We start from the raw sequence: 13,986 nt of genomic DNA, 5'->3' as shown, positions 1-13,986 counted from the left end.
TGTAAAAGTTGCTTAAGCGTATTTAGTTGAGTTGACCTGAAGTGTAAAGAAGATCGTAGTATTTTGCCACAGCCTCTATTTGTGCTGACAAAAGTTGATAGCGAGTTCGAAACAAAGCTGTATCAGCATCCATCAATTCGGTATGCAATGCCATTTGGTTAAAATACTTTTGTTTCAGAATTCTGTAGTTTTCTTGAGCTTGCGTGATTGCTTTTTCGATCACCTTTATCTTATCCTGTGTTTCCAACCATGCCATATATCTGCGATACAACGCATCTTGGATCGCATCTTTTTGAATCCTTTCTTCTACTTGAGAAAGCTCAATCGACTGCTTCGCGATCGCCAATTTAGTCTTGACCTTAAATAAGTGAGAAATACTAAAATTCATATCAATCCCAATTCGACCTAGGCTATAGAGGTATGGATGAGGTGGAAATAAAAACAACATATAATTGGGGTAGTTGTACCCAAAAGTACCAAAAAGACTCAGAATTGGCTTGGTTGAAGCCTTAATGGCTTGATATCCCAATTCATTGATCTCTGTCGTCTGCTGCTTCATTTTTACCTCCTCACGATTTGAGGCACTTTCTTGGAGCTTATCAATCAACAATGTCAAGGAATTGGTATTGAGTGCCGACTTGGTGTCGAGCAACAAGGTATCGCTTTCAGGAATCTGCAAAAGGGTTTTCAAATCATTGAGCAACACTTTTGTATTTCGCTCATTAGTCAAAATATCGAGGGATGAATTTGAGCATTGAAGACTTGCTTGTAAGACTTCTTCTTTGGTGATTGTACCATTTTTTTTGAAAGCACTTACCAAATTAAGTCGCTCGTTTTGTTCTTTGAGGGTTTCCTTCAAAAGTGAGTCAAGCGCAACCAGCTTGCAAATACCCAAGTAGGTTTGTATGACTTCAAGAGCTTTTTCTCGGTAAACTTGTTTCTCTTGAAGTTGCGCAATTTCTACCTTTTTTTCGGCCTGTTTTATGCCAATTTTAATTCTTCCTCCTTGATAAATAGGCATTTTGATATTGACAGTAGCATCGTATATGTCGGGAATTGTCTGGTAGTGAACTACTTGATCGGCATGTTGATACTCGATCATATTGCTCATACGATAATAGGAAGCATGAAAATCCAAATCTGGCAATTGTATTTCTTTTTCTTCCTTTACTTTTTCGTGGGCAATTTCCGTCTGAATTTTTGCTTCTTTAAGATAAGGACTGTTTTCTTTCAAAAGAGCTAAAGCTTCCGACAAATTCAATGAAACTTTATTACTTGTGGTATGGCTAATATGTTGTCCATAAGTGGTTTGGGCAAGCATAAGCAAACCTCCAAGGAAAAAACCCTTTCCTTGAATTGGTTGTTTGTACATTGTCATATATTCAACACAGACACCATAAATGTATCCGATTGCGAGAGTGAAAAATGAAAATATGTATAGGAGAAAGTTTACGACTTCTTCCTTAGATAAATTTTAACTAATATCATTCTTAAAAAACAGGTGCAAAACTATTTTACCCTCATGGCATGGGATATGAGTACCACAATATTGTACCATCCTCATACTCATTGTCCCAATTAACAAGTAATCTAAACCACTATCTTCTACAGGATTGATGCCACTCTTTCTAATTCGGAGGTCATTCTACCCGTTTTTTGTAATCTTTCATGCCAACTAAGTGCTTCGCCAAGTAAATGTGGCGTTTGTCCTCCTCTCTCCAAAGCTCTGGTATAATAATCCATCAAAGCTTCTCGATAGTCGGGATGTGCGCAGTTTTCGATAATAACTTTGGCTCGTTCGCGTGGAGCTAAACCTCGTAGATCCGCTAGCCCAAAGTCTGTTACCAAAATATCAACATCGTGCTCAGTATGATCTACATGGGCCACCATTGGCACTACATGCGAAATTGTATCATTTTTGGAAGCAGCTTGGCACACAAAAATGCTTAAATAGGCATTTCTCGCAAAATCACCCGAACCACCTATTCCATTCATCATTTTGGTACCATAAATATGCGTTGAGTTTACATTACCGTAAATATCAAACTCAATAGCAGTATTAATTGCAATGACGCCCAATCGACGAACGACCTCCGCCGAATTGCTAATATTCTGAGGGCGAAGCAAGATTTTGTCTTTGTATCTTTCGAAATTGATAAAAAGTTTTTGATACCATTCCTTCGAAACCGTAATGGAGGATGCCGAGGCAAAATCCATTTTCCCAGCATCTATCAACTCAAAAGTACTATCTTGTAATACCTCCGAGTACATCGTAAGACCCTCAAAAGGACTATTGACAAAACCTTGTAAAATGGCATTTGCTACCTTACCGATACCAGCTTGTAGCGGCAACAAATGATAGGAAAGTTTGCCTTTATGAACTTCTTTTTCAAAAAATTCAATCAAATGTGCCGCAATAGCATCCGTTTTTGCTTCAGGTGGAGCGATTGTAGCTGCGCTATCCGACAAGTTTGTAAAGACAACCGCCACCACCTTAGCAGGATCAAATTCGATACCGATACTCCCTATACGGTCGTCGACTTTCTCTATCAATATCGGTTTACGAAAAGGATAACGTTCGGGGATATGAATATCATGAATCCCAGCGATACTCGTTGGCACAGCCATATTGACCTCAATAATCAACTGTTTGGCTTGTTGGACAAAGGTTGCTGAATTACCCACCGAAGTCGTCGGAATCAATTGTCCATCGGCTCTAATCATGGCAACTTCAATCACTGCCAAATCGATAGGATGAATATTTTCGGCTTGCAATAATTCCGCTGTTTCTCCCAAGTGTTGGTCTATAAAAAGTACCTCTCCATCGTTGATATGACTTCTTAAGCCGTTATCAGATTGAAAGGGCATTCGCTTATATAGTGCGTGTGATTCTGCCAATAATCCATCGGTATCATGACCCAGAGAGGCTCCCGTTAGCAAGGTTATCTTCAACGGATTAGATTGGGCACGTTCGGCTAATGCTTGCAAAACGGCCTTACTATCGCCTGCACGTGTGAAGCCACTAGAGCCTACAACCATGCCATCTTCTATTAAAGCAGCAGCTTCTTGTGCGGTTTTTACTTTGGCAAGCAAAGTAGGAATTTGGATTCTCTCTGAATTCATGGTTTGTACCATTCGCAATGGGTTATCGTCCTTTGTTTTGTTTTTTGAAATATGGTAAGACAAAATTAGCAAGTATCTTTGTGATAGAAATATCTACAAAAGCCAACTATTTATCAATTTTTGCCAAAATGACTCCCCAAAGATATTATCTCACTGAGGTAGATAAAGTAGAAGACTCTATCTATTGTTTTCACGACGCCATGGGTGAAAATGACATCCAACTGCATCAGCACAAAAAAGCACAGTTGTTATACACAGAAGGAGGAGTGGTACATATCTCTGTACCTAGTAAAACTTACTTCTTGCCTGCCAGACATTATATGTGGATTCCACCCGAAGTGCCACATAGCATTCATGCGAGTTCACCCGAAATCATGATGCGAAATCTATACTTCCCAATTCAGAATTTTGAAATAGACTTTTTCCAGCAAATAGGTATTTATGCAGTGAACGACTTGTTACTTCAACTATTATTGTTTTCTAATCGCTGGCATGGCGATATTCTGACAAGTTCAAAGGAAGATTACATCATTGCTGAGGCGATTAGGGCAATTTTACCACAAATGAGTACGATGAATTTACCACTGGCATTGCCATTTTCTAATAACCAAAGACTTGAGAAAATATTGACCTATATGTCCAACAATCTTCACAACCCAATTGCTTTTCCAGAGCTATGTGAAAGATTTGGATTTAGTCAACGAAGTTTAGCAAGATTGTTTCATGCAGAGTTAGGAATGACATTTATTCAATATTATACCATCTTAAGAATATTGAAGTCCTTGCAATTATTACTTGAAAAAAAACTCCCCGTAAGTGAGGTCGCGATCAGTGTCGGATATTCAAGTATTCCTACATTTAGTAACACATTTAGCAACTTAATAGGTTGTAGACCATCGGAATATTTAAAAATGCAAACCCAAATTTTAAAATAAACGAAGTCCAACTTCAAATAACCTTAAATTTAAAAAATTCAGAGAGTCATAAAATATAACTATTCCAATAAATAATTACACTGACAGCCATTGTTATTGACTTTTGTCAATGATTTTACATTTTCTAAACCAAAAAAACATCAATTATCACTAATTTACATCCAATATCACCAAATCATGTGATATAAATTTTTCCTCAAAAATTTTGATTTTATTTTTTATGGTAATAACTTTCCTGTATAAAAGAAAAACAAACAATTCTTTGCACAAAGAAGCTTCTTTTACCTTAACTAACTAACACCCAATTATATCGACCAATCTTTTTTGTTTCCTATCGGAGACAGATTCTCAAACGGTGTTTTTTAGGAAGTGAAAAAGTTCTTCTACAAGAAGAGACTCAAAACGAATATTGGATTTTATTGATTGTCTAACACATAACAACTTTAACTTTATAGCCTTACTTTGTAAAAAAAGCCTCAGAGAAATCTGAGGCTTTCGATTTTTAGGATTAATAGTTGTTAACCCATTGTAATACTCTTGGTGAATTACTACCATCTTCGGAGTAGGTATTCACCTTATCACCTTCGCGGATACCTGCGGAAAGGTTATTTTTAGTAAAGTCATAAACAATAATAAAGTTGGTAGCTCCACAGTTGTGTTGCTCACATCCACTCGCCGCAAAAATATTGTTTTTTATTTCAATCGGAACCTCAACCGCCCATGTACTTACCATAAACTGGTATCGATTTCCAAGTAATTTTTTAAGACGAGTAGTCAAACTTTGTGAATTAAATAATTTGACATCAAAGGGATACTTTCCGTGCAATTTTCTCAAAAACGCCATCGATGGTTCGTCTCCTACTGTAATTTGTTTTTTAACTGAAACTTTAGCCACTGACTGATGTGATAAGCCCAAAGCAAAAAAGGACATCGTTACGGCGGCACTCAAGGCAAATTTTTTCATTTCTAATAAGTTTACACCAATTTGGGTTCAATATTACTTTTCAAATATAACGGATAAGTTCTGGAAACATGTATTATTTTTTTAGGTCAAAAATGAAAGCTATTAAGCGGAACAGGAAGTTAAAAGTTTCATCCTAAAGTCTAACACATTTTTAATCAGCCACTTAACCTAGCGGCTTTATGCCGTTAGTTAAATTTGAAAAGTATTTTACAAGAATACTAATTGATTTTGTCGACTGCCTTCAACCTATTTACAGCATAATAGCTTTTGGAAAAGAATACTTCGTTTGCAAATCTCGAAAACTCTCCCTTTACTTGGCCTGATTTAGTATCTGTAATACCTCCTCATCTCCATCTGCCAAATCAAAAATGGTATAACCTTCAATGTTTGGAATATTTTTATCCGCACCAGCCTTTACCAACAATTCAATACTTTTTAGGTGTGCGGCTCGGTTCATATATTTATCTTGATAAGTTCCATGCACCGCCCAGAACAATGGTGTTGAAGTAAACTCGAGGCATCTTTGATTCAAATCAAGGTCTTTTTGCAATAAGGCCTCCAACAACTCTACACCTCCACACCATGCTGCCCAATGTAGGGCAGTGCCACCAAAACAACCTTGATGCTGTAAATTTGCACCTTTAGACAGGTAAAATTTTGCCAGCTGATTGGCATACAAACTCGCAGCAGTAATTATTGGTGTATCTTGAAGTGTTTTCAAATCTAGTCCATCGATATTGGCTCCAAAATCGAGTAGAATTCTAGCGAGTTCGATAGCTTTTTCCTCTGAAATATCTTTTGTAAATACCCAATCAGCTATTCTATGTAGGGGATGTGCTAATGCGGGGGTCTTGTCGTCGAGCGGAACGCCTACGTTTGCCAATTCAGGATTGGTTTTGAGAGTTGAGTAAAGCAATTCTGCGTCTCCAGCTTTTAAAATTGACTGTAGCATAGTAAAAAAGGTTAAAGGTTTGTCCTACAAATTTACCATTTTCTGTTACGATATAATACTAGGATTAGAAGATTTATAAAGCGCTACTCTGACTTCCAAAGTTTTAATAAAATCAAGGTCAAAATCATTAGAAAAATATTAAAACCAATGACCTTCCCCTCATCACGTACCACATGAAAGATGATCGCTGAAAGCATTAACCCAAGGATTCCATAGGCAGTCCATCGGCTAAGCTGTGGCTTAATTTGGAAAAGTTTGGGTAGTACAATGCCTACGGCACCCAGCAAGTCCACGATGGCAGTACCCCATAGAAGTTGGCTTGGTACTTGCGAAACCCATGGCCATATTTGAGCTAGTTGGTCGACAGGAGTTACTAATTTCATCAATCCTCCATAGGTAAGGCTTGCTGCTAAAAGAATTTGCAGTATCCAAGTTATCAATGTTTTGAACTTGGTGTTTTGTTTGAATGTTGTCATGTTTGGAAATATTATTTTTGCCAAAACTACCCACTTACCCTTTACAAACAGGGATACTTTCTTGGAGGTAAGGGCTTACCTCCAAGAAAGTATCATGAATCAAAAACTTAAAGACGATGATAAACGGTATTGATTGTCCCAAAAATATACGCTCTATAAAGGATGCCTTAGAAACCTTGCAAGGCAAGTGGAAATTATTAATTCTGTTTGCTTTAAGCGCTGAACCTAAAAGGTTTAAACAAATTTCAACGGAGGTAAAGGGCATTTCCGACAAAGTTTTATCCAACGAGCTCAAAAGTCTTGAAACAAATACCTTAATTACTCGAACAGCTGTAGATACCTATCCTCCAACCGTAGAATATTCCATCACACCGCATGGACAATCGCTGCAAAAAGTGGTTGAGGAATTACATCTTTGGGGAATTGAGCACAGAAAAGTGATTATGGAGAAGTAAGAGTGAAATACGTATTTGAGTGGTTGAGCGAGTGAGTTATTTTGCTAAAATTTATATTCTCGCAGTAGAAAGGCGATGATTTCGTCATAAGCCGAATCATAGCTAACATAGTAGCATCAAAAAGCGGTCGGAAAATAATTTTCGACCGCTTTTTTGACGCATAATTAAATAATATATCTAAGTTCGAAATTCTGGATTACGGTTATTTTACTGCATAAAATTAAAATTGAAGTGGCGGTCCTACCACCTGCATATCGTGTGCAGCAAATATCCGTGCTCCTTCTTCTGGAGTTGGTTGGGTTTTAAGCGCACCTAAAGCACGGAAAAAGTCTTCCATTTTTCCAGAGGGTTGAAACATAAAAAATAGCTTTCCTGCTGAAGAAGTTTGCGCAAAAGCATGAGGAATATTCCTTGGCAGAAATATTGTATCTCCTGCTTTTAATCTATATTGCTCCTTTCCTACCTGAAAAAGATATTCCCCTTCTACAATAAAAAATATTTCATCCTGATTGGGGTGAATATGTAGAGGAGGTCCACCTTTTTCTCTTCCAATGTACTCAAATACAGTAAGCTGCCCATTAGTATCTTTCGATGAGACCTTGATATTATTAGGACTAAGCCCAACTTGGGTGCTTTCCTGAAAACGGCTCTCGCCAGAACGAATCACGAATGGGGCTGTAGGAGCTTGATGGGTTTCTGCTTTAGTTTGTGTTAGCGTAAAGCCAAATACAGCAGTCGTCGAGAGAAAATTTCTGCGTTGCATAGTTGTTTGGGTTGGTTGATTATAACACAAATTTGCAAGGCTGAAAATGTAATTTAGTGGTAAAAAAACGACGTTTTTTAGTAAGTATCCGCCTGCCCAAAGGCTCTTTCGGGTGAGTTTAAATCCATCAAATGAAATTCTGTTGGCGACTTTAAGGTCAACTTTTGATAGGTCTTTGATAAATGTTGGTAATCATAATACCCGCATTGGACAGCAATAGTGAGCCAGTCCAGATGTGGGTGTTTATTTTTCATTCGAAAAGCATTCTCAAAGCGAATCAGTGAGTTGTAATATTTGGCAGAAACGCCCATTCTCTCCAAAAACTTACGTTCAAATTGACGGGTACTTAAACATGATTCTTGTGCAAGCCAGTCAATATCTACTACGGTCAATTGGCTTAAAATCTGATTGGTAATAATATCTAAGCCATGAGAAGGCTTCACTTTTTTGGTTAATAAACCCACTAGAAAGGACTCCACGATGTTTACCATTTCGGTATAATTTTTCGCTTCTTGCAACCGTAAATTAACCTCTCTGATGGCATAAGGAAAAATTGCTTCCGCATTAAGATAGGAGTTATTAAGCTCATAGGAAGGTATTCCAGTAAGACGAAACAAAGCCCCAGGACGAAACACCACTTGAAAAACCAAGAAATCCCGCCCTACATAGCGATGAGTCACCTCTGTTTGCTGACCAAAAACTACCGTTTTCAGTTTTGATTCGGTCTTACCAGAGGCAGCATAAGTTACGGTTTCGGTATCTCGCGGATAAAAGCTCAGACAATGCTCAGGCTTGGGAGGGTATGGTTTATAGGGAATGATTTGATTTGTCGAAAAAACAAAATCTACTATTCGGAAAGTGCGAACAAATTCTTTCAATATGGGCGATGGAGGAAATTCTAACAACACCATAGTTTTACAAAAATATCAGAGTTTTCAGGATGAAATTATTCAACAATTAAATACTCAGCCACCTACGAATCAACGCTATAAGTTTATTAGACTTCTCTGAATAATTGACAAAAATCTTGCTCTAATATACAGTATTTTAGCAAGAAATTGATATTTTTGACCTATTAAACGCTGATTTACATACTGACAATCGAACCTCGCAAGACTTGGTTCTTCCCTTCGCAACACACACTGTGTTGCACTAGTTTTTTGTTGTATTCAAAAATCAGAGAAATCATGACATCCTCTTATAAAATCGCTGTTATCGGCGGAACAGGCAAATCTGGATCTTATCTTATCCAAGAACTTTTTTCGAATAATTTCCCTATTAAAGCATTAGTCCGAAATCCTCAAAAGTACGCTCAATTTCCTGCTGAAGTTGAACTGGTATTAGGCGATGTATCTGACCCAAAAGCGATTAATCGACTATTAAAAGGCTGTACCCACGTGGTCAGTATGTTGGGATTGGGTACTCCTCCTAGCGAACCCATCATTTTTACTCAATCGACCCAGCATATTTTAGATGCAATGCAGGCGGAAGGTATACTTCGATATATCCTCACAACGGGACTAAATGTCGATACATCATATGACCAAAAAGGTGAAAAGACAAAGTTCGGTACGGAATGGATGAAACAAAACTTTCCGACCTCGACTGCCGACAAACAAGCTGAATACGAGCTTTTGGTAAATTCATCGGTCGATTGGACACTAATTCGCCTTCCGATGATTGATTTAACAGATAAGAATCCTCCCATTAGTACGGATTTGCAGGATTGTATTGGAGATAAAATTAGTGCGAAAAGTTTGGCTGAATTTGTCATTAAACAGCTTTTCTCCACTGAATTTTCAAGACTAGCTCCATTTGTGTTCAATCAAATTTAATCATCTATCGACAAGGATTGTCTTTCTCACCACCAAGTTTGAAAGACAGTTCTTGTTGATTTGATTCAATTCTTCTTCGAATTGTTTCAAAAACCTACAAATCCGTGCAAAGAAACCTCTAATCACGGTGTTCTTGTGGTAGATTTTCAATTTATTCATAAACTGATGATTAAACAAACTACAACTAGTACACCGCTAAATACTAAGAATCATTACGAAGTGCTCGATGGCCTTAGGGGCGTTGCGGCAATAGGTGTCGTCATTTTCCACTTTTCAGAATGGCTTTTTCCTGATGCGAGTAAAAACTTCATAGGACACGGTTTTCTAGCCGTGGATTTCTTTTTCTGTCTTTCAGGCTTTGTGATCAGTTATGCCTACGATGACAGAATCCAGCAAATGAGCCTAATCCAATTTTTCAAGTTACGCCTTATTCGTCTTCATCCTTTAGTGGTGATTGGCTCAGTTTTGGGCATAGTTTTCTGGTTTTGGGGACCCTCAGTATTTGATACAAGCAAGTATTCGGTTACACAAATTATTTTGCTTTCTATCACATCTTTATTGTTGATTCCTATGCCAACTATGGCTGACAGATTACTGAACCTATTTGGGTTAAATGCTCCCTCTTGGTCACTTTTTTGGGAATATATCGCCAACATTCTGTATGCAACTATTTTACATAAATTGTCCGAAAAAGCCATAAAAGTACTTTTAATCTTTGCCTTACTATTTCTTGCGTACACAGCATACGTTAAGCAAACATTGACAGGTGGCTGGGGAGGAACAACCTTTTGGGATGGTTTGGCTCGTCTTGGATATTCATTTTTAATAGGTATTTTGATTCAACGAAAACAATGGATTATTCAAAATAAAATTGGATTCATTGGCCTCAGTATTATGCTATTGTGTATGCTGATGATGCCCTATGTTGGGAAATATTGGGTTTCCGAATTATTGGTTGTTCTATTCTATTCGCCACTATTAGTATCACTTGGCGCTGGAACTATTAACTACAAGGCTACTCAAAAGATTGCAAAATTGTCAGGTGAAATATCATATCCACTATATATGTGTCACTACTGGACAAACTGGTATTTCGCAGAATATCTTAGCAAAACAAAACCCAATACCAGTGAGATTGTCTTAGTGGTCATTTTCTCAAGTTTGGCATTGATTCTGTTTGCCTATATCATCATGAAATATGTAGATAAACCTATCCGAACGTATTTATTGCAGAAATATGGAAGGTAAATAGTATTGTAGAGTGATGAGTTGTCCTTTGCCCTTGCCTAAAATAGATTGCCATCCAAAGTAATATTTTGATTCAAAGACAAACCTACAACTCATCACTTTAAATTATATCTGTTAGATAAGTATATTGTTCTAATGTTAATTTGATCGTGTCTTTCAAAATTTCGGACAAAATGTTTAGGTCAATATCGGCTACTTTTTTCACATAAATACAACCCTTTTCCATTTTGAATTTTCCTAATCGTGGCAATAGAGTTGATTCTTCTTTATTGCCACGAAAAACATACAGAGAAAAGGCTGCTTTTCGAGGTGAAAATGCGATTATTGGCGCGTCACCTTCTCGACCGCTCTCATAAACATAATGATAGGAGCCAAAACCTACAATGCTTGGCCCCCACATTTTAGCATCGTATCCCGAAACTTCTGACATCAAATTTATTAGTATTTTACTATCTTCTCGTTTAGCTTCGTCATTAATGAATTCATCAAGAAATTGATAAACACTTTTGTCGGTTTCTTGGGTTTTATTCTTTGCCATTTTCAAGAGGTTTAAACAGCTTTACTCAATATAAACCACTAATATATAACAAATTACAAATTTCACCAAAAAAGTCTTTCGGATTTAGAATCGATGTTTATGTGTTTATTTTTTCAAAAAAACACTTTTATCAAAACCTTGCAAATAACTAATTTTCCAAAATCCATTTTCTTTTTGAAGTCTTACTTTGTAGGAAAATCCTTTTGAAAAATTCTTATCTCCCCATGTCCACCATACATTTGCAGTGGTTCCTACAACCTCCACTTTCTTCAAAACAATTTTATCCCAAGGATTATCACTTGGGTAATCCTGACATCTGCACCAAGGATTTGAATCCTCACCAAATGGAGGCATATCTCCAACCATCCATTCATCTTTTTTTGTTTTGAGTCTGGTATCTATACCTTTTGCAATAGCATCATAATTTTGAAGAAACTCAGCTGAGAAAAAGCCAGTATTTTGTAAGGCTGTCATCCTTTTCTGATGAATTTTGTAATCTAGACCAATATAACGCTCTTCTTTTTTGTCAAGCACTGGCTCAAAATCAACAACTGAAGTACTGGCTTCCTGCCATTTGTAGGTCTTTACCAGCAAATCCCTAATAGCCTTTTTATCGGTGGCTGAGGGCGTATTAACACTTTTGGGAGTTGTGGCCTGAGCATAACTTGAGATTGTAATACAAGTGAGTAGTAAGGATAAAATATACATTGAAGTTTTCATGAGATTATGTGTTGCAAGTTATTGTTTGAATACTAAAAATGGACGGTAATTTAAGTGCTTACAAATGAAATAAAAAACATTTATAAAGAGATATTTGATAAATTTTATTGTCCCTATATGAGACAATAAAATAATTATATCTATATTTACTTAAACTAAAGTATTAAAAATATGTATTAACTATGAAAAAAGTATTTAAAATTATAGGATGGTCGCTACTGACAATTATTATTTTGCTTGGCACAGCGCTAGGGCTTTTTATTTATAAAGTAAAAAATGGCTTTCCAGTATCATATGAAACCGAAAAGCCGTCCATTGATTTTCCTGATAACCAAAAAGCGGTATTGGTATTTTCAAAAACCACTGGCTTCAGACATTCTGCTTCCATATATGCTTCAAAGCCTATTCTGAAGCAATTAGCTCAAAAGAATAATTGGTTTATTTATGAAACAGAGGAAGGTGGCGTTTTTAATCCTGAGCAATTGGCAAAATTTAGCACTGTAATTTTCGATAATTCTACAGGTGAAGTAATTAATGATGAACAAAAAAGAGCCTTAGAACAGTATGTAGAAAACGGCGGAGGCCTGATTGGAATTCATGGTGCTGGCGACGACTCACACCACTGGGATTGGTACGAACAAAATTTATTAGGTGCAAAGTTTTCGCATCATGCTCTTGCTCAGCAGTTTCAAACAGCTGATATTCAAAAAGATAACAAGGCGGACAGTGCAGTGATTAATGGCTTAGCAAGTAGCTGGAAGCATGCAGATGAATGGTATGTGTTCTTTGAAAATCCTCGTGCTAAAGGATTTAATATCATCTATTTTATGGATGGAGATAAAATTGACACCAACGGATCAATACCAATATTGGCTTCCAACAAAAATTTTGGTATGGGGAAAGACCATCCATTAGCATGGTGTAAAAGTATTGGGAAGGGTAAAACATTTTATACCTCATTAGGGCATAATGAAGTTGCTTGGAAAAATGAAAACTTTGTTAAGTTAATAGAAAATGCCATTAGCTGGACACAAAAGAAGTAGTCGAAATCAGGTCAAAGCTTTCCTTAGTTTTGACCTGATTTTTGGGTAAAATCTCCTCCATTTTATGAAATAATACCTGCCATTGATGTTTTTCCATATTAAAACCATGGTCGGTATCCATTAAAAAAATTGAGGTATTGGGATGAAAATGGTATTTTTCTAAAATTTCACTACCTCCATACTCGTCGTTCCTTCCTTGAATAATCAAAAATGGTGTTCTTAGCGCTGGCAGATGTTCATATCGCTCAGGTTCGACGCCATTTTCAGGGTTTTGAAACGGATAACCCAAACAAATAATCTGTTTTACAGCCACATTATCAGCTACCAAAGAAGCAACCCTTCCGCCTGATGATCTTGAAATAACATATACCTCATATTTTTTACTGAGCTCCCCTATTCTTTTAGCCACCCTTTGACTCCTACCATATACGGTGTGACGTTGCTCATCGTTGAATTGTCGAAATAAGTGCTGAGCATAGCGCCAGTTGAAGGAAGCATATAATATTTGTAAACCACGAACTATCAATTTATCCCCAAATTCAGGGAGCCGACACAAACGACTCAGCATGTGTCTGAGCCTCCAAATTGGACCTCCAATTGGGTCTTCCCAAGCAATAGCGATTCCTTTTTTCTGAATATAATGCACTAGCATATAATTCAGGTTTATGTCTTTTTGCCAGTCATCTCTTCCCAGCAATAAGATAAGGGGCGGTTTGGTTGATTTGCTCTGCATGATAATAGTTTTAGAGAAACAAAAATCACCTCCTCCGACAAGATTCATTTCTCTTCAAAACCAAGTCTTCTTTGCGGTTATTGTATTGGTTTTTAGAAGAAAAGCGTAACGGTATTCAAGCGCTTGAGGAGTGCTATTTTCACTTACTCAAGATACTTAATTTTTCTTTCAAAAAATACAAAAATGATGAAAATTCATGAA

15 protein-coding genes are annotated in these 13,986 nt (G+C 37.0%); 5 read left to right on the top strand and 10 right to left on the bottom strand.

Features of this window, described 5'->3' with window-relative positions:
- Positions 1-22: 22 nt before the first annotated feature.
- Together QM524_RS03820 and QM524_RS03815 are read right to left on the bottom strand one after the other, a co-directional pair.
- On the bottom strand, positions 23-1,372 hold the full coding sequence (locus QM524_RS03820) for a TolC family protein (RefSeq protein WP_283343571.1): 1,350 nt from the start codon (positions 1,370-1,372) through the stop codon (positions 23-25).
- A 233-nt stretch (positions 1,373-1,605) separates the two neighbouring features.
- Positions 1,606-3,123: a succinate CoA transferase gene (locus tag QM524_RS03815; protein ID WP_283343570.1), complete on the bottom strand. Its 1,518-nt coding sequence runs from the start codon at positions 3,121-3,123 to the stop codon at positions 1,606-1,608.
- A 128-nt stretch (positions 3,124-3,251) separates the two neighbouring features.
- On the opposite strand from QM524_RS03815, the gene QM524_RS03810 reads away from it, so the two are divergent.
- A complete protein-coding gene (locus QM524_RS03810) occupies positions 3,252-4,058 on the top strand; it encodes a helix-turn-helix domain-containing protein (RefSeq protein ID WP_166577844.1) in 807 nt (268 codons plus the stop codon).
- Between the two features lie 508 nt (positions 4,059-4,566).
- On the opposite strand, the gene QM524_RS03805 is transcribed toward QM524_RS03810, so the two are convergent.
- From QM524_RS03805 to QM524_RS03795, 3 genes are all read right to left on the bottom strand, one after another.
- Complete coding sequence (locus tag QM524_RS03805; RefSeq protein ID WP_283343569.1) at positions 4,567-5,022, bottom strand: hypothetical protein; 456 nt, start codon at positions 5,020-5,022, stop codon at positions 4,567-4,569.
- A gap of 310 nt (positions 5,023-5,332) precedes the next feature.
- Positions 5,333-5,974: an ankyrin repeat domain-containing protein gene (locus QM524_RS03800; RefSeq protein ID WP_283343568.1), complete on the bottom strand. Its 642-nt coding sequence runs from the start codon at positions 5,972-5,974 to the stop codon at positions 5,333-5,335.
- 83 nt (positions 5,975-6,057) lie between these two features.
- On the bottom strand, positions 6,058-6,450 hold the full coding sequence (locus tag QM524_RS03795) for a DoxX family protein (RefSeq protein ID WP_283343567.1): 393 nt from the start codon (positions 6,448-6,450) through the stop codon (positions 6,058-6,060).
- 116 nt (positions 6,451-6,566) lie between these two features.
- On the opposite strand from QM524_RS03795, the gene QM524_RS03790 reads away from it, so the two are divergent.
- Positions 6,567-6,905: a winged helix-turn-helix transcriptional regulator gene (locus tag QM524_RS03790; protein ID WP_283343566.1), complete on the top strand. Its 339-nt coding sequence runs from the start codon at positions 6,567-6,569 to the stop codon at positions 6,903-6,905.
- Between the two features lie 220 nt (positions 6,906-7,125).
- Here QM524_RS03790 and QM524_RS03785 read toward each other — a convergent pair whose 3' ends face one another.
- Both QM524_RS03785 and QM524_RS03780 read right to left on the bottom strand, forming a co-directional pair.
- A complete protein-coding gene (locus tag QM524_RS03785; protein WP_283343565.1) occupies positions 7,126-7,668 on the bottom strand; it encodes a cupin domain-containing protein in 543 nt (180 codons plus the stop codon).
- Between the two features lie 77 nt (positions 7,669-7,745).
- Positions 7,746-8,579, bottom strand: coding sequence for a helix-turn-helix domain-containing protein (locus tag QM524_RS03780; protein WP_283343564.1), 834 nt, complete (start codon positions 8,577-8,579; stop codon positions 7,746-7,748).
- 276 nt (positions 8,580-8,855) lie between these two features.
- Between QM524_RS03780 and QM524_RS03775 the strand changes: the two genes are divergently transcribed.
- Both QM524_RS03775 and QM524_RS03770 read left to right on the top strand, forming a co-directional pair.
- Positions 8,856-9,503: an NAD(P)-dependent oxidoreductase gene (locus QM524_RS03775; protein ID WP_283343563.1), complete on the top strand. Its 648-nt coding sequence runs from the start codon at positions 8,856-8,858 to the stop codon at positions 9,501-9,503.
- A 165-nt stretch (positions 9,504-9,668) separates the two neighbouring features.
- On the top strand, positions 9,669-10,751 hold the full coding sequence (locus tag QM524_RS03770) for an acyltransferase family protein (RefSeq protein WP_283343562.1): 1,083 nt from the start codon (positions 9,669-9,671) through the stop codon (positions 10,749-10,751).
- A 100-nt stretch (positions 10,752-10,851) separates the two neighbouring features.
- Here QM524_RS03770 and QM524_RS03765 read toward each other — a convergent pair whose 3' ends face one another.
- Positions 10,852-11,289 carry a DUF1801 domain-containing protein gene (locus tag QM524_RS03765; RefSeq protein ID WP_283343561.1) on the bottom strand — a complete coding sequence of 146 codons (438 nt, stop codon included), beginning with the start codon at positions 11,287-11,289 and terminating at the stop codon, positions 10,852-10,854.
- A 105-nt stretch (positions 11,290-11,394) separates the two neighbouring features.
- Positions 11,395-12,009 carry a hypothetical protein gene (locus QM524_RS03760; RefSeq protein ID WP_283343560.1) on the bottom strand — a complete coding sequence of 205 codons (615 nt, stop codon included), beginning with the start codon at positions 12,007-12,009 and terminating at the stop codon, positions 11,395-11,397.
- Positions 12,010-12,191: 182 nt separating this feature from the next.
- On the opposite strand from QM524_RS03760, the gene QM524_RS03755 reads away from it, so the two are divergent.
- A complete protein-coding gene (locus tag QM524_RS03755; RefSeq protein ID WP_283343559.1) occupies positions 12,192-13,052 on the top strand; it encodes a ThuA domain-containing protein in 861 nt (286 codons plus the stop codon).
- Here QM524_RS03755 and QM524_RS03750 read toward each other — a convergent pair.
- Positions 13,030-13,785, bottom strand: coding sequence for an alpha/beta family hydrolase (locus tag QM524_RS03750; RefSeq protein WP_283343558.1), 756 nt, complete (start codon positions 13,783-13,785; stop codon positions 13,030-13,032). The two genes, QM524_RS03755 and QM524_RS03750, sit on opposite strands and share 23 nt — an antisense overlap.
- Between the last annotated feature and the right edge of the window lie 201 nt (positions 13,786-13,986).

Source organism: Flectobacillus roseus (assembly GCF_030056595.1).
Taxonomy (GTDB): domain Bacteria; phylum Bacteroidota; class Bacteroidia; order Cytophagales; family Spirosomataceae; genus Flectobacillus; species Flectobacillus roseus.
This window is presented reverse-complemented; position numbering and strand designations above follow the sequence as displayed.